Source organism: Clostridium sp. Cult1 (assembly GCF_021655095.1).
Lineage (GTDB): Bacteria > Bacillota > Clostridia > Tissierellales > Tepidimicrobiaceae > Schnuerera.
Window position 1 is genome coordinate 1,158,792 of record NZ_PPXW01000001.1, and the last position, 21,602, is coordinate 1,180,393.

Sequence of the window (21,602 nt, forward strand, 5' to 3'; positions counted from 1 at the left end):
TGAATATCTTCTTCAGTTACTGAATAAAGAAATGAGATTTTTAGAAAAGTTTTAACTGCATAGTCTTTATTGACTATGACATTATTATACTAGGGGGGACATAAATGAGGAAAAGAAAAAAGGTTAATAACAAAAGAAAAGCTATGAGGTATCTAACAGTATTTATTATAATATTTGTTCTGTTTTTCCTCAGGACTTCCTATAAATACTATAAAAAAACTGCCTCAGATGTGGTAGAGGCCGGAAACTTTTCTGAGAGTATTCTATTAATGTCTGAAAAATCTGCTGTTAATTTAGCTTTAGAGTATGAAAAAAAGCTTATTCAAGCTGAACAGGAAAGACAAGCTGAATTAGAAGAGGAGCAACGAAAGGAATTAGCACAAGAACAAAATAAAAGAAAAGCATTTTTGACTTTTGATGATGGCCCATCAGAGAAAGTGACCTGCCAAATATTGGATATACTTAAGGAATATAATGTAAAGGCCACTTTCTTCGTGGTAGGTAATTTAGCAGAAAAAAATCCTGAAGTGATTAAAAAGATTTATCAAGAGGGACATGCTATAGGAAACCATACGTATAGCCATAGATATGATTATATATATAAAAGAACTTCTAATTTTTTGAAGGAGTTGGAGAGTACAGAAAATGTACTAAAAGGTATTTTAGGGGAAAATTTTGAAACAAAAATAGTTAGATTTCCTGGAGGTTCCTTCGGAGATAAAAAAGCAATTTTTAGAAAGGCTGTAATAGATAAAGGATATACTTATTATGATTGGAACTCTTTAAACGGTGATGCTGAAGGACATCATATTCCAAAAGATAAATTAATTAATAGATTTAAAAGCACTTTCTATGGTCAGAAAGAACTTATAATTTTAATGCATGATATGGATGCAAAATATACTACACCAGAATCATTACCATATATTATTGAATATCTACAAGATAATGATTATGAATTCTACACTTTAAAATAATTGCTGTTAAATTGCAGCAATTACTTTTATTTATTATTCCAGTTGGAGGTATTAAAATGATCTTAGATAAAAGGATCCTTGTGGTAGAAGATGAGGAACATATTAGAAAATTTATTAAAATCAATTTGGAAAGGGAAGGATTTGTAGTTGAAGAAGCAGGAACTGGAGAAGAAGGACTTAATATCGTTAAATCTAAAAGTATAGATGTAGTAGTATTGGATATTATGCTACCTGGAATAGATGGGTTTGAAGTATGTAAAATTCTCAGACAAGAATTCTCTAAAATTGGTATTATCATGCTTACGGCTAAATCTCAAGATATTGATAAGATAATGGGATTAGAATATGGTACCGATGATTATATGGTTAAACCATTTAATCCCATAGAGTTAGTCCTTAGGGTAAAATCTCTACTTAGAAGAATGGATTCTTCTAAAGAAGAAAATCAAAATATGATAGTAGATATCCCATTTAGAATAGATAAATATTCTAGAAAGTTTTACAAAGAGAATAAAGAAATAGAACTAACACCAACAGAATATTCAATAATAAAGCTTTTTATTGAAAATCCTGGTAAAGCATTTAATAGGGATGAGATTTTAAATTTAGTATGGGGTTATGATTTTGTTGGAGATTCAAAAATTGTAGATGTAAACGTTAGAAGGTTAAGATCTAAAATTGAAGATGATCCAAGTGATCCTTATTATATTGAAACAGTATGGGGTGTAGGTTATAGATGGAGAGACAAATAATAGCCTAGGAGGAAAATATGAGAACCAGTATTAAAAAAAGATTAGTCGGTAATTTTATGCTCGTAATAATTATGACTGTATTAATTTTAGAAGTCTTTTTAATAAACGCTGTAAAGCAGTACTATTATAAAGGTATAGAGGAGATTCTTTCAAACCAAATTATCCTTTCCACGGATTTTTATTCTAGATACTTTTCATCTAATCGATTAGAAGATATAATTATTGATGATATAGATGTGTTTTGGCGTCAGACTAAGGCTCAAGTCCAAATACTAGATTTAAATGGTAAGGTATTAATGGATTCCATAGGAGCCTCTCATTCTTTTCAAACCATAAGTACAAATGATGTTATAAAAGCCTTAGAAGGAGAGAAAGGGACTTGGATAGGTAATGTAGACTATGATACATCTTCAGTAATGGCAGTATCCTATCCTTTAGTTGTTGAAGGAGAAACCATAGGGGTTCTTAGATTTATTTCATCCCTAAGGAATGTTAATAAAATAATAAAGAATATAGCAGAAGTGCTTATGATAGTTGGTGTTATGGTTATATTAATATCTGGAGGACTCAGTATATTCCTTGCAAACACAATAATCCAACCTTTGCGGGAAGTAACTACAGTAGCCGAAAAAATGGCAGCAGGGCAATTGAAAATCAGATCTAAAAAAAGGTTTGATGACGAATTAGGGAAACTTTCAGATACTTTAAACTATATGGCTGAAGAATTGATCAAGAAAGAACAACTAAAAACGGATTTTATATCCTCCATATCTCATGAATTAAGGACTCCGCTGACTTCTATAAAAGGATGGGCAATTACTTTAAAATCTGATAAATCAAATGACCAACAACTTTTAATAGATGGTCTTGATATAATAGAAAAGGAAAGTGATAGATTATCCAATATGGTAGAAGAGTTGTTAGACTTTTCACGATTTGTTTCAGGGAGAATTACCTTGAATAAAGATGAGATGGATATTGTAGATTCCATAGAACAGATTGAGAAACAGTTCAGATTTAGGGCTCAAGATAAAGATATACAATATGAAGCCTATTATGACTTCAACCTACCCCATATTATTGCTGATGAAAATAGAATCAAACAAGTACTAATAAATCTATTAGATAATGCCTTCAAATTTACTCCAGAAGGAGGCAAAGTAATATTATTAGCTAAAGCAAAGGGAGAAGATGTTTTAATTGAAATAGAAGATAATGGATGTGGCATATACGAAGATGATTTGCCCTATATTAAAGAAAAGTTCTATAAGGGGAAAAATAGTAAGTCTAATAGTGGTTTAGGTCTTTCTATTTGTGATGAGATCATAAAATTACATGGTGGTTCTATGGAAGTTGAAAGTGAGTTAAATCAGGGTACAAAGGTAACCGTATCTATTCCCATTAAAGGAGTGGAAGGCCAATGAGAAAAAATACTTTGCTAATAACAATGATAATATCTATGTTGTTTATGACTTCATGCAATATGGATGGTATTGAATTATCAGAGAATATAGAAGCACCTAAGAATAATAATCTTCCTATTTCTGGTGAATGGAGAATTGAAGATTATAAAATAAATGCTACTAGTGGAATGGATGAAGAAAAAGCTAAATCCTACTTAGGTACGGAAGCCCTATTTCACAATGATCTTATATCCTTAGGAGAGAATTATTGTACAGACCCATCCTTTAGAATCAAAAATGTAGATACAGAAGAGTATTTAATATACCATTATAAAGTAACTCCAGAATTTTTAAATATAGATTCAAATATAATAGAAGTAGTTTCTATTACTGGTACAGAGCAGTTTTTCTATGAGTTTTTAAAGGTTTCTAAGAATACCATTATAGTAAATATAGAGGGAGTATTTTATTATTTAAATAAGGTTTCAGAAGATCCTGAGGTAGAAGGGGTAGAACAGGAAAAATTGACTGAAAATATCTTACTTGATACAGCTCGTACCTTTAATGAGGAATCATTAAGTACAGCCATTTTATTAGGACTTAAATCTTTAGATTTGGAAAATAATGAAGAAGGCATAGAAAAATGGAACTATAGGACATTATTCATTAGAAGTGAAAATAAAGAGATAATAAGTATCTATGAAATGAAGGACATATTATTACCTAGAAAGACTGGATTTTGGAAGGTAAATGTAGAAAGGGAACAGAAGGATGATAAGATTAACGATAATATTCTGGCCTATCCTTTAAATAAAACCTTGGAAAAAGGAACAGAAGTAAAAGATAAAGAAGATGAAAATAAAGAAAGTACGATTAAAAATATTTTATACATTGGCAATGATTATATTTCTTTAGAAAATATACACTATCGAAATAAAGGAGAAAGGGTATTAGAATTTTATCCAGTAGACAATATTGGAAAATTTAAACCTCTTATGATATCAGATGTTATTGGTGAAATTGGAAAAGAGGCTTTTATAGAAGGAGTTAATAAAGAGATATTAGCAGATAAGGAAGAATATAAAAATAGTTCAATAGATTTAAGGCCCAATGAAGAGAGCTTTGGCCTATTTAGAAGAAATGGCCATTGGGTCTTCAATGGTAGAATCAATTATGTTGATAATGGTATATCTATTTATGAGAACTTCAATATAAAAGCTATTCCACCAAAGGAAGTGGTCTATTATGATGAATTATCTATTCCTTGGAATAGAATAAAATCTAAAGTGCCAGAAGCATTAGATGCTTTTACATCACCTAACGAAGATATAGGAATAGTTATAACCCATAATGATATATTTATTTATACAATAGAAGATGGAGAGTTTAGCAATAAGCCAGTAAAAAGTATAAGATTAAACTCAACAGAAAAAATAATTATGGCAGAATGGGCTGTGGGAAGATATCCCAAACTTTGGGAAGAAGAATTTTTAAAACATGCCGGTAACTGAAAGAGTCAGTTACTGGCTCTTTTTCATTTCAGTTCCTATTGTAAAGAATAATATACTTTAATATAATAGAATTAACATATATAGGAAGAGGTGGTTCAACTGTTAGTAATACTTTTCCAGAACTTGATTAGCCGCGTAGGGTTAATAATGTTATTAGCATTCATCATGACCCGAATAAAACCCTTTAGAAAGCTAGTAGCAAAACAGAATATCAATATAAAAGATAAACTATTATTGTCTATTATATTTGGAATCTATGGTATCATAGGAACTTACACAGGAATTCCAATTAGAGGAGCCATTGCTAATGCTCGTGTCATTGGAGTATTTGTTGGTGGGCTATTTGGAGGACCTTTAGTAGGGACCCTATCGGGACTTATTGCTGGAGGCCATAGATTTTTAACAGATATAGGTGGGTTCACTGCCTTTTCCTGTGGTTTTTCAACCTTTACAGAAGGGATTATAGCTGGATTTTTAAAGAAAAAAATAGACAAATCTGATAATAAAATAGTATTTGCTTTAATAGCTGGAATGGTAGCAGAGGTTTGGCAAATGCTTATCATTTTGTATTTTTCTAAACCTTTTTCAGAAGCCTTGGAGTTAATAAAAATAATAGGTATACCAATGACAATTGCTAATGGATTAGGAATTGCTGTATGTATATCCATAATCTATGGTGTCTTTAAAGATTTGGAAACAGCAGAAGCTTACCAAGCCCAATTAGCCTTAAAAATTGCAAATAAAACTTTAAAATATTTTAGAAAAGGTTTAAATGAAACTACTGCCCTAGAGGTAGTAAAAATTATAAAAAATATGACTGGCGTAAAAGCAGTTGCTATTACAGATAAAGAAAAAATATTAGCTCATGTAGGTATTGGAGAAAAACATCATTTAGCAGGTACCGCTATTAGGACTAATTTGACAAAGGAGGTGCTAAAAAAAGGTAATTGTATTATTGCCAACACCCAAGAAGAAATTGGATGTGATAATGTTGATTGTAAACTAAAATCAGCCATAATTATTCCTTTAAAGGAAGGAGAGCAGGTAGTTGGTACCTTAAAGCTATATAAAGATGAAGAAAACTCCATAACTAAGGTGGAATCGGAGTTAGCCCTAGGACTCGGTCATCTATTTTCAACTCAGATTGAACTTAGTAAGATAGATTATCAATCAGAACTTTTGGCAAAATCTGAATTAAAAGCATTGCAAGCTCAGATAAATCCACATTTCCTTTTTAATGCAATAAATACCATAGTTTCATTAATAAGAACTCAACCAGACAATGCTCGAAAATTGTTAATCCATTTAAGTAATTATTTTAGAAATAATCTAGAAGGAAATAATGATGAAGTGGACTTATATAAGGAGATAGAAAATATTAAGTCCTATTTAGAAATTGAAAAGGCAAGGTTTGGGGAAAAATTGAATATTATTTATGATATACCTGACAATATAGAGTGTTTATTACCACCTTTGCTCCTTCAACCTATAGTAGAAAATGCAGTTAAACATGGAATTTTTGAAAAAGTAGAAGGAAGTACTATAGAGATTATTGCCTTAGACTATGAAATGGAAACAGAACTTATTGTGAAAGACAATGGGGTAGGAATGAGTGAAGAACTTTTAGCATCCCTGTTTGATGATAAGGGTAATTCAACTGGCATAGGCCTTAAAAATGTAAACAATAGACTTAAAAATAAATATGGCAAGGGTTATGAATTGATTATAGAAAGTACATTAGGCTGTGGTACAACTGTTAAGATGAGAATTCCTAAAAAAATAAGGAGGGTAGCAGTATGATAAAAACCATAGTTGTAGATGATGAGACCCCTGCGCGAGAAGAATTGATCTATATGTTAGAAAAGTTTAGGGATTTTAAAGTTATTGGGGAAGCTTCCCATGGAGTGGAAGCATTAAAACTAAATGAAAATTTAAAGCCGGATTTAATCTTTCTAGATATACAAATGCCAAAATTAAACGGTATTGATGTGGCTAGAAAAATATACGAAGGAATTCATAGACCTTATATAGTCTTTGTAACGGCTTATGAAAAATATGCATTAGAAGCCTTTGAAGTAAATGCTATGGATTATATATTAAAGCCTATTTGCGAAGAACGACTAGAAAAAGGAATGAAAAGGATTATTGCTAATATAGGGAAAGGGGAAAAAGGGTATGTGGACAGACTAAATACTCTTATCCAAGATATAAGGAATAAAGAAGAAGATGCTATAACTAGAATTTGCGTACATGATATGGGAAAACTTATTCCTCTAGATTTAAAGGAAATTATATATGCTACTGTAGAAGATAGGAACACGGTAATTATAAGTACCAAGGGTAAGTTTGAGATTAATTATACTTTAAGTGAACTTTGTGAAAAGTTAGACAAATCTACATTTTTTAGGTCTCATAAATCTTTTCTAATCAATTTAGATTATATTGAGGTTATAGAGCCTTGGTTTAATTCAACTTTTAATGTGATATTAAGAGATACGGATATGAAAATACCAGTAAGCAGAAGTCAATCAAAGGAATTTAAAGAACTAATGAATATTAATTAGCAAAAATGTATTTTAAACCTTAATAGTGTATTTCACCCCTTATTTTATGCAACTCATTTTTAAATTTCTATTTATGACTTATTTTGGTATATAATTTAATTGAAGATTAAGGAGGAAGAAATGGATTTTAATGATTATTTGGAAACCATAGAGAGAAGACTGGAAAGAAGTTTTGATGTTGTAAGGAATTATATCATTGATAATTATGATTATGATTTTTTCGCCAAATATAATTCAAGAACGGAACGTTATATATTGACGAGAAAGACAGTAATAGATGCTATGGAGAATAATGAATACTGTTTCATAAAATATTTCCATGAATTTAACATAGACCATCTCAATAAATATAAAAATTCATTAATTAAAATGATTGATATATTTGTGAAACCTACAGAAGAACATATGTCCAGTATTATTACTGGGGTAATTGCTTTGGACAACAAACCTAGCACTGATATTATAGATGCTATAAAAAAATTTAAGTACCATAAAGGATTTGCTTTTGGTTTCAAAGGATGGGTGGATATCCGATTAATTTTGGTTACTATGGATGATAAAAATATAGTAACAAATAAAAAAGGAAAGGAGGTTATCCAGGTTTATAAAGTTTAGCCTTAAACTTTAACACTTTAAATGGAAGGGGCGTTATTATGAATTCATTATGGATAATGATCAGTAGTATTATTATTTTTATCATTGCTTATGCTACTTACGGTTCGTGGCTAGCAAAAAAATGGGGAGTAGATACATCAAGAAAAACTCCTGCTCATGAGATGGGTGACGGAATTGACTATGTACCCACTAGCCCAGCAGTATTATTAGGACACCATTTTTCTTCTATAGCTGGTGCAGGCCCAATCAATGGACCTATTCAAGCAGCTGTATTTGGTTGGGTACCAGTATTATTATGGATTATTATAGGAAGTATATTTTTTGGGGGAGTCCATGACTATGGTTCCTTATTCGTTTCCATCCGTCATAAGGGGAAATCCATAGGAGAAGTAATTAATGAAACCATGGGTAAAAGAGGTAAACAGTTATTTTCTATATTTGCATGGTTAACTTTATTATTGGTAGTTGCAGCCTTTGCAAATATTGTAGCCTCTACATTTGCTACAACACCAGAAGCAGCTACCTCTTCATTATTATTTATTGTACTAGCTATTGGCTTTGGATATGCAGTATACAGAAAAGGAGTATCTTTAAAGATAGGTACTATAGTTGGAGTAATTCTTTTATTCATTTGTGTATGGTTAGGTACAGTATTTCCACTTCAATTAAGTGTAAATACTTGGATAGTAATATTAGCTATTTATATTTTTGTTGCATCTACAGCACCGGTATGGATATTGTTACAACCTAGGGACTACTTAAATTCTTTCTTATTATATGCCATGATGGCAGGAGCTTTATTAGGAATATTTATCTATAGACCAACTATCCAACTTGATGCTGTAACAGCTTTTAAAGTAGTGGATGGAAAAAGTGTACAGTATTTATTCCCAATGTTATTTGTTACTGTAGCCTGTGGAGCTATATCTGGTTTCCACTCTTTAGTAGGTTCAGGTACTACTTCTAAACAAATAGATAATGAGAAGGATGCAAAGGCAATAGGATATGGTGGAATGCTTATAGAAGGGGCATTGGCAGTTATAGCTTTAATAACTGCAGCCTATATAACTAAAGGAGAATTGTCAGAACTATTAAAAGGTGGACCTGTAAACGTATTCTCCAATGGAGTAGGAACATTTATGTCCAAGTTTGGAATTCCTTTTGAAACAGGTAAAACCTTTGTAGCATTGGCGGTATCAGCTTTTGCTTTAACCAGTTTAGACACTGCCACAAGACTTGGTAGATTTATTTTCCAAGAATATTTTGAAGATCCAGAAAAGGAAACCCAATCACCACTTACAAATATGTATGTGTCAACAGCTATTACTGTAGTTATAGGTTCTGTATTAGCAGCAGGTGGATTTGCAAAAATATGGCCAATATTTGGTTCGGCAAACCAATTGTTAGCTGCATTAGCTTTGATGGCTGTAGCTCTATGGTTAAAGAAACAAAACAGAAGCTTCAATATGATTACTATACCAATGATATTCATGCTTATAGTAACTCTTACTGCATTAGTTTTCCTAATACAAACCAATTTTGCTAATGCAAATTATATCCTTGTAGTATTTCCAGTACTATTATTTATACTTGCTATAGTATTAGCAGTTCAAGGATATCAGATTCTTTTCAAAGACGATCATAAAAAAGTAGGTCATACAGAATAGAATAAAAAGGGGTTGGATTTAACTCCAATCCCTTTTATTTCTTATATAATACCATACATTTTTATTATTAGATGAAACTGCTATAGCATTTGAATTTAAACTTTCAATTACATCTTCTTCATCCATAATTAATCCACTAGTAATAATAGGTATATTGGTCTTTGCAGATATCATTTTTGTAATCTTTGGCATAATTCCAGGAAAAATTTCTACAGCATGGGGTCTTGTGGATTTAATGGATTGAATACCACTTTTTAAGGATATCGAATCCTTTATAAACAATCTTAATATAGTAAAAGCCCCTAAATCTTTACTAAGTCTAACTAAGTTTTCCTTAGAAGTAATAATCCCATCTGGATAAATATTTCTAATAATATATTCCAAACCCCAAGTGTCCTTAGAAAAACCATCAATTGAATCTATATCTATATATAGGCCTTTACCTTTAGACCTTACCCTATTAGCTATTTCCTTTAAATTAAAAATATTACCAGTCAGTAAGAAGATAGTCTCACAAGGAGACTTTAAAGCTTCATCTAACTGGTCTAATTGATGAATAGCAGCTATTATAGGGTTGATTTCTATTCTAGCAAAGAAATTACTCAAAAATACCACCTCTTATTAGAATAAAGATTAATAATATCTTTGATTCAATCTTATCATATTAATTTATAAGGGTAAAGATTATTGAAAGAAAGAAGGATTAATTAATCAATCTATATCGTTGAATCTCTAAGAATTAATTCTGTGTTTATTTTAATAGTTTCATAGGTTATTCTTTCTGCATTGACCAATTTATAAATTAACTTATAGGTCTCATATCCTATTTTCTTTAGCTTTAAATCTACAGTAGAAAGCTTCACTGAAGCTATTGAAGATAGTATAGTGTTATCATGACTAATAATTGAAATATCTTTAGGCACATTGATATTTAAAATTTGACAACCTTGAAGAATCCCTAAAGCTATTAAATCATTAAAGGCAAAAATTCCTTTGATATGAGGGAATTTCTTGTAATTTTTTAAAAATAAATCTCGAGAATAATCTATGGTTTGCAAAGAATTGCCTGTTGGAACTCTAAGAATACTATCTTCTTTTATTGGAATATCTTTATCAAAGAAAAAATCTTTAAACACTTTTTCCTTTATTTCATAAGAAAAACTATTTTCGCCACTAAAAATAGAAATATTAGAGCCAACTGTATTATATAAATATTCTAAAGCTAATTTAGCACCATGTTCTTGATTTGAAATTATTTTGCTAGAATTCACCTTTGAAGATCTACCATTAACCATGATCATTGGTATTCTGGGAGATATTTTGTTTAAAAAATCGTAATGTTTATCTTTATGGGCAGAGGAATTTATAAGAATAAGGCCATCTACTTGACGTTTTAGCATATTATTTAGATAAATTTTTTCTTGTTCCCATCTATCATTAGTAGAAAGCAAATATATCATATATTTATTTTCAATAAGACGCTTTTCCAACTCAGATACTATTTCAGTAAAAAAAAGATTATTAATACTAGGTACAAGAACTCCTATAACATAAGATTTATTCTCTGAAAGGCTTTTAGCCAAGTAGTTTGGTTCAAAGTTCAATTTTTTAATAGCAAATTCCACTTTTTCTCTAGTTTCTTTACTAACTGGATAATTATTATTAATAACTCTTGATACAGTAGAAACGGAAACTCCTGCTTCCTTTGCTACATCCTTTATTTTAGTTCTCATATAACAACACCCCTAAACCATATTTATATTCTATAGAAATTATAACTATGTTGACAAAATAGAATATGGATAATAAGATAGATATAGAAACCGCTTTCTATAATATTATATTATAGAATTGGTATTAATCAATATTTAATAATTAATAACAAAAATTTTGATTTAATAGAAACCGGTTTCTATTAATATTATGCTAAAACATGGAGGGATCTAGGAATGAACCAACTAGGGAATTTTTCACTAACATATCCTAAAGAACATGGATATGAACACTTTTTCTGCCCAGGTAGAGTTAATCTAATTGGAGAACATATTGATTATAACGGCGGTTATGTATTTCCTTGTGCTATTGAGTTAGGAATATATGGAGCAGCTAAAATAATAGGAGAAAAAAAATTAGTATTAAAGAGTAGAAATATGGAATTAGAAGTTCAGGTAGATCTTGATGATTTGGATTACAAGCAAGAACATGGCTGGGCTAACTACCCTAAGGGCATAGTGAAAGCTTTTATAGATAGAGGATTTAAACCAACGGGCTTAGAGATTAATTACTATGGCAATCTTCCTGAAGGGGCAGGTTTGTCTTCCTCGGCAGCAATAGAAATACTTACTTGTATCATTGTCGATAGTTTATGGAATCTAGGAGTAGATAAATTAGATTGGATTAAACTAAGTCAAAAAGTTGAAAATGAATATATTGGTGTAAGTTCTGGGATTATGGATCAATTTGCAGTGACTATGGGAAAAAGGGATAATGCTATATTATTAGATTGCAATACTTTAGAATACCAGTATTCTCAATTTAAAATGAAAGATCATAATCTGATAATAATTAACAGCAATAGAAAAAGAGAGCTATCTTCTTCTAAATACAATGAAAGAAGGGAAGAATGCCAAGAAGGTTTAAGAATAATACAGAAATATAAAGATATAGAGAATTTGTGCCAATTGAATTCCATAGAATTAGACCAAATAATTAATAATATACATAAAGAAAATATTAGAAGAAGGGTAAGACATGTAGTAACGGAGAATGAAAGGGTATTAAACTCAGTAAAGGCTTTAGAAAGAGGAGATTTGGAATCCTTTGGTAAACTGTTAAATGAATCTCATGATTCATTAAAAAAGGATTATGAAGTGACTGGGTTTGAACTAGACACTCTGGTGGAAGAAGCTAGAAAATGTGATGGGGTATTAGGAACAAGGATGACAGGAGCAGGCTTTGGAGGATGTACTATAACATTAATAGAAAACAAGCATATAAAAAAGTTTGAAAAAAAAGTTAAAGAAGCATATAAAATGAAAACTGGTTTAGAGGCTGATTTTTATTATTCATTGCTAGGTGATGGAGTTAAAATAATTTAGAAGAGGTGTTGAAGAAATGGAGAATAAACTATTGATAGCCATTAACTCTATTATAGATAATGCTAAATCAAATTCACTATTAGGAGAATTAGATGATATTATTGCCAAGAACTCCTTATTAAACATTTTCCAAATAGAAGGAGAATATATTTCTTTCTATGAAAAGATGGAGGATATAAGAGCTTTAGAAATTCTATACGAATATGATGATTTAAATCTTCCTTTTGATAAATTTGTTAGTAGGATAATGGGGGAAGTTACTCCAAGAAATTCAGAAATAATAAGAAAATTTAAAAAAATATACATAGAGAAAGGGAGCCAAGATGCTATAGATTGGTACTATCAATTCTCTCAGGCCACAAAATATATTAGGATGGATCAGGTAATTAGAGATAAGAAATGGAATTGTCCTTCTCCATATGGAGATATTGAAATTTCTATAAATTTGTCCAAACCAGAGAAGGATCCAAGGGATATTAGAAAAAATAGTGAGAAGAATATTGGTGATTATCCTAAATGTGTACTATGTAAAGAGAATATTGGATACAAAGGTAGACCAGGCTATCCTGAAAGGAGCAATCATAGGATAATACCGATAGAATTGAAGGATGAAAAATGGTATTTACAGTTTTCTCCTTATGTATATTACAACCAACATTTAATAGTCCTATCCCATGACCATTTGCCAATGAAAATAGATGGTACTACTCTAGATAGATTACTAGATTTTATAGAACAGTTTCCAGAGTTATTTATAGGTTCTAATGCAGGTTTGCCTATCGTAGGTGGTTCCATATTGAGCCATAACCATTTTCAGGGAGGTAATTATAGATTTCCTATAGAAAAGGCAAAAGTATTCACTGCTATAGATAAAAACACTTATAGTATTGAGATATTAGATTGGCCAGTAAGTACTATAAAAGTCATGTCTAAAAACAGAGCAAAACTGAAAGAGGTTTCTTTAAACCTAATTAAAAATTGGGATTATTACGAAAATAGTGAGCTAGAAATAATTCCTTTTACTCAAAATGAAAAACACAATACTACTACTTTAATAGCTAGAAAAGAAAAAGAAAATTACATCCTCTATATATCCTTTAGAAACAATAGGACAAATGAAGAATATCCTCATGGAATATTCCATTCACATAAGGAAAACCACCATATAAAGAAGGAAAACATAGGGTTAATAGAGGTAATGGGGTTAGCCATTTTACCTGGAAGATTGGATGCTGAATTGGAGAATATAAAAATAGCCTTATTAGAAGATAAATATATTGATAAAGAAAGTCCTCATTATACTTGGTTTTTAAACCTTAGGGAAAAATATCTAGGTCAAGTGAATAAGGAGAATGTAGATAATATAATAAAAAAAGAAGTAGGCATTAAATTCATTAATGTTTTAGAAAACTGTGGGGTTTTTAAAAAAACTAATTATACTGAATTTGAAAAGTTCATAAATATGTCCATAGAATAGGAGATGATAAAATGTCAATACTTGTAACAGGTGGTGCAGGTTATATTGGTTCTCATGTGGTAAAAGAGCTTTTAAACAAAGGAGAGGATGTAATAGTCCTAGATAATTTGGAAACTGGACATAGAGAAGCAGTACTAGGTGGTAAACTATTTATCGGTGATTTAAGAGATGAAGAGTTTATGGTAAAAATTTTTAGAGAAAATTATATAGAAGGAGTTATACATTTTGCAGCTAATTCCTTAGTAGGTGAAAGTATGAAAGATCCTTTTAAATACTATGAAAACAATGTTTTTGGGACTCTATGTCTTTTAAAACAAATGGTAAATCATAGAGTAGATAAAATAGTGTTTTCATCAACTGCAGCAACTTATGGAGATCCAGAGGTGATACCAATAAAGGAGGATAATGCTACTAATCCAACAAATGTCTACGGTGAAACCAAACTTACTATGGAAAAAATGTTTAAATGGTTTGATAAAATCTATAATATAAATTATATCTCCCTTAGATACTTTAACGCTGCCGGGGCAGATGAAAGTGGTAAGATTGGAGAATGGCATGAACCGGAGACCCACCTTATTCCAAATATATTGAAAGCTGTTATAAATAAAGAAAGTATTAAAATTTTTGGAGATGATTATCCTACAAGGGATGGCACATGTATAAGGGATTATATTCATGTTACTGATTTATCTGAAGCTCATATATTAGCTTTTGATTATTTAAGGGAAGGAAAGGATAGCGATGTATTTAATCTTGGGAGTCAAAAAGGTACTACTGTAAAAGAGGTAATTGAAGCTGCTAAAAAGGTTCTAAATATGGATATAGAAATAGAAATCTTATCTAGAAGAGAAGGAGATCCTGCAGTATTAATTGCTTCCTCGGAAAAGATAAAAGAAAAATTAGGCTGGGAACCTAAACATAGTCATATGGATAATATAATAGAAACTGCATGGAATTTTATGAAAGCTCATCCTCAAGTATATAAAGGTAACAATATCTAGATATCGTTACCTTTATATACTTATAATGTTAGATAATAAACTATTTCTTCCTTAGTAGCATCATTTCCGTTTAATCTAGCGATTATTTTGCCGTTTGATAAAACAAGGATTCTATCGCACATGCCTAGTATTTCATTAAAGTCTGATGAAAATAGGATTATTGATGACCCATTTATCAATAAATTATTCATTATGTTGTATATATCATTCTTTGTTGCAACATCGATACCCCTAGTGGGCTCATCAAGTAAATAGATCTTTGCAAAATGCATTATACTCTTTGCAAATATTACTTTTTGTTGATTCCCACCACTATAGTTTATTACATTATCTTCAGGATGGCCAGGGTAGATTCTTAATTTAGATACATAACTTTCAGCTACGGTGGTCATAATATGGTGATCTAAAATAGTATATTTAGAAAACCTTTTCAATGACGACATAGTTAAATTATGTGTTAAATCTAAATGTTCAAATAAGGAATATTTTATCTTATCTTCAGGTAGTAAAGCAAATCCTTTTGCCATTGCTTCATTAGGATGGTTTAGTTGGACTTTATTACCATCTAAGATTATTTCTCCAGAGTCTGGCTTTACCATTCCAAACAAGGATTCTATCAATTTATTTTTACCCGAATTGGCATTACCTGTAATTCCAATAATTTCTTGTTTTTTCAAACTAAAGGATATGTTTTTCAGTGAATTCCTATAATTTAAATTATTGACTTTAAGAATTTCATTGGGGTTATTAAAATATAATTTAGGATATTTACTAATATGACCAGATTCAGCTATAATTCGAATAATTTTTTCATTACTAAAGTCTTTCATATCCCCTTGATCGATTATTGATCCATTTTTAAGGACTGCAATTCTATCGCAAATCTTCTTTATTCTGTCTATTTTATGTGAAATCAGTATAATGGAACTGCCTCTGGATTTAAGTATATTGATTATTTTAAAAAGTATATCATTTTCTATATCTGTTAAAGCGGAAGAAGGCTCATCGAAAATTGTAAACTTTCCATTTGCCACATAAGCTTTGACAAAAGATAAGATTTGTCGTTGAGATAAACCTATGTTTTTAACGTATTCTTGAGGATCTAATTCTACATCAAGTTCTAGAAAAATTTTTTCTGCCATGTAAACCATATTATTGTGATCCACTTGGTGATATGGTGGATAATCAAAAGAGACAGAACTTAGATAGATATTTTCTGCTACTGTTAAATTATCAAAAAGATTAGTTTCCTGTGGTACATAGTAAATACCAAGTTTTTTACTATCACGAATAGATTTAAAGTTTACTGATTTATTATTAAATTTTATCTCTCCACTATCAGGAGATATGATTCCGCTTATAACCTTCATTAGACTGGATTTACCGGATCCGTTTTCTCCAACAACTGCACATATTCTTCCAGGATAAAAATCTATATTAATATTAGATAATTTAAAGGATTTAGAGATCCTTTTATTAATATTAATTAAGGACAAAATTGGAGTATTCATTCAGCACTGCCTCCTTCAACTGCAGTGATAGATGTGTACAATTGTATTCCATTATCGAATAAAAACTTTTTATAAAAATTATCTATATTGGGATTAGTAACAATTTTATCTGCAATATCCAAATTACTTATATTATAGAAGGCGGTTTTATTAAAATTTGAACCAAGACAAAGAACTATTTTTTCTCTTGAATTAGGGAGTATACTATTTATTAGATTAGCCTTGTCCATATTAGATACACTAATACCAGTTTCTACATCTATACCATCTACTTCAATAAACAATTTATTAACAAAGAATTTCTGTATATTTAACGCTGTTAATGCTCCATAGGTAGCTTTAGAATCAAAATCTACATCTCCTCCTAAAAGGACTACTTTGTTTGAATTGCTAGACGCTGCCTCTAAGGAAATCAAAAGATCATTTGTTAATACAGTAATATTTTGCTTTTTATTTAATTTTTTTGCAATATGATAGTTTATCATGCCATTTGTTAACATGATAATATCTCCATTTTCAATTATGTGGATGGCAATATCCGCAATTTCAGTATATAAAATATCATATTGAGAATTTAAACTAATAATATTATCATAGCTATTATTAGGATTAGATGAACTATCCTGTTTATTTAGAACTGCTCCTCCATGGGTTCTAATCAAAAAACCTTCATCCTCAAGCTTTTCTAGATCTTTCCTAATAGTAACTTCTGAAACATTTAACATCTGACTCAATTCATTTACGGATGCTTTCTTTTTTGCCTTAATATAATTTTTTATTACTCTCATTCTCTCGATTGCAAACATTTTATTAATCACCATTCCATTTGTTAGTTTACGACATTTTGTATTTATATAGAGTATACCTTAGATATAAACAAAAAATCAAGAGCATAAAAATATTCTGAAAACAAAAATAAAAGAAACAAATCGAAAGAAAACAAACTTTTATTATTGACTTAAACATAAGTATATGATACAATTCGAAGAAAAGGACAAGCAATAGTATTTTCGTTTGATGACTATTAGTCCCAAAGTACTAGTTATGGATCGTTGATTACTTTTTTATACCCCCCTTTTTTTTAGATATTTGGAAAACGATATCATATATGAAAAAGTAATCAAGATTCAAATAAATAAATTATTAGGAGGTAAAAAGGATCATGAAAAAAGTACTAATTATTTTATTAGCTGCTATCATGGCATTATCTTTAGTAGCTTGTGGTGAATCAAAGGAGACAGGCGGAGAAGATACAAAATTGATTGGCGTTGCAATGCCAACCCAATCTGCTCCAAGATGGATCGAAGATGGTAATAATATGAAAAAACTATTAGAGGAAAAAGGATATGAGGTAGATCTTCAATTTGGAGAAGACGTAGTAGAAAACCAAGTATCACAAATAGAAAATATGATAACGAAAGGTGCAGATGTATTAGTAATAGCTTCAATAGATGGAGAAGCCCTTACAGACGTACTTCAACAGGCAGCAGATCAAGGTATACCCGTAATAGCTTATGATAGATTATTAATGAACAGTGAACATGTTAGCTATTATGCAACCTTTGATAATTTCCAAGTTGGAGTTGAACAAGGAAATTATATAGTAGAAAAAATGGGATTAGATGAAGGTAAGGGACCATTCAATATTGAATTATTTGGTGGTTCTCCAGATGATAACAATGCTTATTTCTTCTATGATGGTGCAATGTCAGTATTACAACCATATATAGACAATGGACAATTAGTTGTTAAATCTGGTCAAATGGGAATGGATGTAGTATCTACATTAAGATGGGATGCAGCAACAGCTCAATCACGTATGGACAATATACTTACAGCTCATTATACAAATGATAAAGTAGATATAATATTATCACCATATGACCCAATAAGTTTAGGAGTTATATCTTCACTTAAAGGTGTAGGATATGGTACAGAGGATTTACCTCTTCCATTAATAACAGGACAAGATGCTGATATACCAGGAGTTAAATCTATAATAGCAGGAGAACAAACCCAAACTATATTTAAAGATACTAGGGAATTGGCAAAAGTAGCAGTTGAAATGTGTGAAGCAGTATTGACTGGTGGAGAAGCCACTGTAAATGATACTGAAACTTATGACAATGGAGTGAAAGTGGTACCTTCATATTTATTGCCTCCAGTATCAGTTGATATTAATAACTATAAGGAAGTACTAATAGATAGTGGATATTATACAGAAGAGGATTTAGGATTATAGCAATAAATTAAATTTGGTGATAGTCTTTAAGGCTATCGCCAAATTTTCTAAGAATGGAAGGTGGTAGGCATGTCTGAATTAATATTGAAAATGGAAAATATCACTAAAGAATTCTATGGAATAAAAGCCTTAGAAAATGTTAATCTTGAGGTGAAAAGGGGTGAAATTCACGCTTTAGTAGGAGAAAATGGAGCTGGGAAGTCAACGCTAATGAATGTTCTAAGCGGCGTATATCCCTACGGTACTTATACAGGAAATATTCTATATGAGGGTAAAGAATGTAAGTTTGCAAATATAAGGGATAGTGAAAAAATAGGTATAGTAATTATACATCAGGAATTAACATTAAGTCCCCATTTATCAGCAGCAGAAAATGTTTTTCTAGGTAATGAACAAGCAAAAAAGGGAGTCATAGATTGGGAAAAGACAATTATTGAAGCAAAGAAACTATTTGATAAAATAGGGTTAGATGAAAATCCTGAGGCTATTGTTAATACATTAGGAGTTGGAAAGCAGCAATTAATAGAAATAGCTAAAGCTTTGTCTAAGAATGTAAAGTTATTAATACTTGATGAGCCTACGGCAGCATTAAATGAAGACGATAGTGAAAAACTATTAAACTTGCTTCTAGAGTTCCAAAAAGCGGGGATAACCTCTATCTTAATATCTCATAAATTACAAGAAGTATCAAAAGTAGCAGATAGAATTACTATATTAAGAGATGGGTCAACCATAGAAACTTTAGAAAATGATGAAACTCTAAGCGAGGATAGGATAATTAAAGGTATGGTAGGTAGAGATATTGGAGATTACTATCCAAGAAGAGAGAATGAAATAGGAGATATTTTCTTCGAAATTAAAGATTGGAATGTATGTGATAGTCTAGACGAAAGCAAAAAAATAATCAAAGATGTAAATATTAATATCAGAAGAGGAGAAGTAGTTGGAATTTCTGGATTAATGGGAGCAGGTAGAACTGAATTTGCAATGAGTGTATTTGGACAGTCTTTCGGGAAAAAAACATCTGGAAAGATTCTGAAAGAAAATAAGGAATTAGAACTAAAATCCGTAAGTCAAGCCATAGAGAATGGCATAGCTTATGTAACAGAAGATAGAAAGAATTATGGATTAATATTAATAGATAGTGTAAAAAATAATATATCTTTATCAAACTATGATAAAATAAGCAAAAACTCAATAATCAATAACAATGAGGAAATTAAAGTTGCTGAAAAATATAGAAGCAATTTCAATATAAGATCAAGGGATATACTCCAAAATACTGAGGATTTAAGTGGTGGTAATCAGCAAAAAGTAGTATTGAGCAGGTGGATTTTCTCAGGACCAGATCTATTGATATTAGATGAACCAACAAGAGGAATAGATGTAGGGGCTAAAAGAGAAATATATACCATAATAAACGAGTTGGCAGCAGAAGGGAAATCTATTCTGATGATTTCATCTGAGCTCCCAGAGTTACTTGAGATGTGTGACAGAATATATGTTATGAATAATGGAAGAATTGTAGGAGAACTTAGTGGTGAAGAAGCCACTGGAGAAAATGTTATGAAATGTATTATGATGGATAGCAAGGGGGCAAAGTAGTATGGATAAGGTAAAAAATTTGCTTAAAAACAATATAAGAAGATATGGAATGGGAATAGCATTAGTATTCATAATGGTGTTATTTCAAATATTAACCGATGGAATTTTACTAAAACCATTAAACGTAACTAATCTAATCCTACAAAATAGTTATATATTAATATTAGCTGTTGGTATGTTATTGGTAATAATTACAGGAAATGTTGACTTGTCTGTAGGTTCTGTAGTTGCATTTGTTGGAGCAATAGCTGCTAAATTGATGATTGAACAAAATATGTCAGTTGTGCCAGTAATACTTATTTCCTTATTAATAGGGACTTTAGTAGGTGCTTGGCATGGTTTTTGGATTGCATATGTTAAAATACCAGCTTTTATAGTTACTTTATCGGGACAATTGCTTTTTAGGGGTTTAACTTTAGTAATACTAAAAGGACAAACTTTAGCTCCTTATGATAAATCCTATCAAGTATTAAGTTCCGGATTTATTAAAGATATTTTTGGTGGAGGAACCTTTCATATAACTACATTAGTTATAGGGTTAGTATTTTCATTAATATATGTATTAGTTGAAATGAATGATAGGAGAAGTAAACTGAAATATGGCTTTGATGTAATGCCTATGAAGTTTTTAGTAGCTAAACTTGCTATTATCGTTATAGCAATAAATTTATTAACTTATAGCTTTGCATCCTATAAAGGTGCACCAAATGTTTTAGTATTGTTATTCTTCTTAGTTGCAATCTATAGTTTCATAGCCAATAAAACTGTAATAGGAAGATATATTTACGCTACAGGTGGAAACGAAAAAGCTGCAAGATTATCAGGTATAAAAACCGATAAGGTTCTATTCTGGGTCTATGTAAATATGGGATTATTAACAGGATTGGCAGGAATAGTATTTTCAGGAAGGTTAAATGCTGCAATGCCTAGAGCAGGCACTGGATTTGAATTAGATGCTATAGCTGCATGTTACATAGGTGGAGCTTCTGCATCTGGAGGTATCGGTACAATTATTGGTGCTATGATAGGTGGACTTGTAATGGGAGTACTGAATAATGGTATGTCTATTTTAGGTATTGGTATAGATTGGCAACAAGCTATAAAGGGTCTTGTATTACTTGTTGCAGTAGCCTTTGACGCATATACAAAATCTAAATCACAAAATTAAAAATTGTA

The 21,602-nt window shown here is 30.6% G+C and carries 18 protein-coding genes; 14 read left to right on the plus strand and 4 right to left on the minus strand.

What is annotated here, in order from left to right; genetic code table 11:
* Positions 1 to 104 precede the first annotated feature (104 nt).
* From C3E89_RS05675 to C3E89_RS05710, 8 genes are all read left to right on the plus strand, one after another.
* Positions 105 to 977: a polysaccharide deacetylase family protein gene (locus C3E89_RS05675; RefSeq protein ID WP_236911503.1), complete on the plus strand. Its 873-nt coding sequence runs from the start codon at positions 105 to 107 to the stop codon at positions 975 to 977.
* Between the two features lie 56 nt (positions 978 to 1,033).
* On the plus strand, positions 1,034 to 1,729 hold the full coding sequence (locus C3E89_RS05680) for a response regulator transcription factor (protein WP_236911504.1): 696 nt from the start codon (positions 1,034 to 1,036) through the stop codon (positions 1,727 to 1,729).
* A gap of 17 nt (positions 1,730 to 1,746) precedes the next feature.
* Positions 1,747 to 3,153, plus strand: coding sequence for a sensor histidine kinase (locus C3E89_RS05685; RefSeq protein WP_236911505.1), 1,407 nt, complete (start codon positions 1,747 to 1,749; stop codon positions 3,151 to 3,153).
* Positions 3,150 to 4,643 (plus strand): hypothetical protein, encoded by a 1,494-nt coding sequence (locus C3E89_RS05690; RefSeq protein WP_236911506.1) that lies wholly within the window; start codon positions 3,150 to 3,152, stop codon positions 4,641 to 4,643. Before C3E89_RS05685 ends, C3E89_RS05690 begins: the two co-directional genes overlap by 4 nt.
* Before the next feature lie 147 nt (positions 4,644 to 4,790).
* Positions 4,791 to 6,443 (plus strand): sensor histidine kinase, encoded by a 1,653-nt coding sequence (locus C3E89_RS05695; RefSeq protein ID WP_236911507.1) that lies wholly within the window; start codon positions 4,791 to 4,793, stop codon positions 6,441 to 6,443.
* Positions 6,440 to 7,207: a LytR/AlgR family response regulator transcription factor gene (locus tag C3E89_RS05700; protein WP_236911508.1), complete on the plus strand. Its 768-nt coding sequence runs from the start codon at positions 6,440 to 6,442 to the stop codon at positions 7,205 to 7,207. The genes C3E89_RS05695 and C3E89_RS05700 overlap by 4 nt, the downstream gene beginning before the upstream one ends.
* A gap of 120 nt (positions 7,208 to 7,327) precedes the next feature.
* Positions 7,328 to 7,822: a hypothetical protein gene (locus tag C3E89_RS05705; protein WP_236911509.1), complete on the plus strand. Its 495-nt coding sequence runs from the start codon at positions 7,328 to 7,330 to the stop codon at positions 7,820 to 7,822.
* 38 nt (positions 7,823 to 7,860) lie between these two features.
* On the plus strand, positions 7,861 to 9,489 hold the full coding sequence (locus C3E89_RS05710) for a carbon starvation CstA family protein (protein WP_236911510.1): 1,629 nt from the start codon (positions 7,861 to 7,863) through the stop codon (positions 9,487 to 9,489).
* Positions 9,490 to 9,507: 18 nt separating this feature from the next.
* Here the strand turns inward: C3E89_RS05710 and C3E89_RS05715 are convergent, their stop codons facing one another.
* Complete coding sequence (locus C3E89_RS05715) at positions 9,508 to 10,095, minus strand: glycerol-3-phosphate responsive antiterminator (protein ID WP_236911511.1); 588 nt, start codon at positions 10,093 to 10,095, stop codon at positions 9,508 to 9,510.
* Positions 10,096 to 10,205: 110 nt separating this feature from the next.
* Positions 10,206 to 11,222: a LacI family DNA-binding transcriptional regulator gene (locus C3E89_RS05720; RefSeq protein ID WP_236911512.1), complete on the minus strand. Its 1,017-nt coding sequence runs from the start codon at positions 11,220 to 11,222 to the stop codon at positions 10,206 to 10,208.
* Between the two features lie 216 nt (positions 11,223 to 11,438).
* On the opposite strand from C3E89_RS05720, the gene C3E89_RS05725 reads away from it, so the two are divergent.
* Genes C3E89_RS05725 through galE form a run of 3 tightly spaced genes read left to right on the plus strand, consistent with a single transcriptional unit; the run spans position 11,439 to position 15,068 of the window.
* Positions 11,439 to 12,587 (plus strand): galactokinase, encoded by a 1,149-nt coding sequence (locus C3E89_RS05725; protein WP_236911513.1) that lies wholly within the window; start codon positions 11,439 to 11,441, stop codon positions 12,585 to 12,587.
* Between the two features lie 16 nt (positions 12,588 to 12,603).
* Positions 12,604 to 14,064, plus strand: coding sequence for a UDP-glucose--hexose-1-phosphate uridylyltransferase (locus C3E89_RS05730; protein WP_236911514.1), 1,461 nt, complete (start codon positions 12,604 to 12,606; stop codon positions 14,062 to 14,064).
* Between the two features lie 11 nt (positions 14,065 to 14,075).
* Positions 14,076 to 15,068: a UDP-glucose 4-epimerase GalE gene (gene galE / locus C3E89_RS05735; RefSeq protein ID WP_236911515.1), complete on the plus strand. Its 993-nt coding sequence runs from the start codon at positions 14,076 to 14,078 to the stop codon at positions 15,066 to 15,068.
* A gap of 20 nt (positions 15,069 to 15,088) precedes the next feature.
* On the opposite strand, the gene C3E89_RS05740 is transcribed toward galE, so the two are convergent.
* Together C3E89_RS05740 and C3E89_RS05745 are read right to left on the minus strand one after the other, a co-directional pair.
* The gene (locus C3E89_RS05740; protein ID WP_236911516.1) at positions 15,089 to 16,579 is read right to left on the minus strand and encodes a sugar ABC transporter ATP-binding protein; all 1,491 of its coding nucleotides are present in this window, start codon (positions 16,577 to 16,579) and stop codon (positions 15,089 to 15,091) included.
* Positions 16,576 to 17,385: a DeoR/GlpR family DNA-binding transcription regulator gene (locus C3E89_RS05745; RefSeq protein WP_236911517.1), complete on the minus strand. Its 810-nt coding sequence runs from the start codon at positions 17,383 to 17,385 to the stop codon at positions 16,576 to 16,578. Before C3E89_RS05745 ends, C3E89_RS05740 begins: the two co-directional genes overlap by 4 nt.
* A 356-nt stretch (positions 17,386 to 17,741) precedes the next feature.
* Here C3E89_RS05745 and chvE point away from each other — a divergent pair, with 356 nt between their 5' ends.
* The 3 genes from chvE (at position 17,742) to mmsB (ending at position 21,594) form a co-directional block, all read left to right on the plus strand.
* Positions 17,742 to 18,821 (plus strand): multiple monosaccharide ABC transporter substrate-binding protein, encoded by a 1,080-nt coding sequence (gene chvE, locus C3E89_RS05750; protein WP_236911518.1) that lies wholly within the window; start codon positions 17,742 to 17,744, stop codon positions 18,819 to 18,821.
* A gap of 69 nt (positions 18,822 to 18,890) precedes the next feature.
* Positions 18,891 to 20,426 carry a multiple monosaccharide ABC transporter ATP-binding protein gene (mmsA, locus tag C3E89_RS05755; protein WP_236911519.1) on the plus strand — a complete coding sequence of 512 codons (1,536 nt, stop codon included), beginning with the start codon at positions 18,891 to 18,893 and terminating at the stop codon, positions 20,424 to 20,426.
* Between the two features lies 1 nt (position 20,427).
* Positions 20,428 to 21,594, plus strand: coding sequence for a multiple monosaccharide ABC transporter permease (mmsB, locus tag C3E89_RS05760; protein ID WP_236911520.1), 1,167 nt, complete (start codon positions 20,428 to 20,430; stop codon positions 21,592 to 21,594).
* Positions 21,595 to 21,602: the final 8 nt, after the last annotated feature.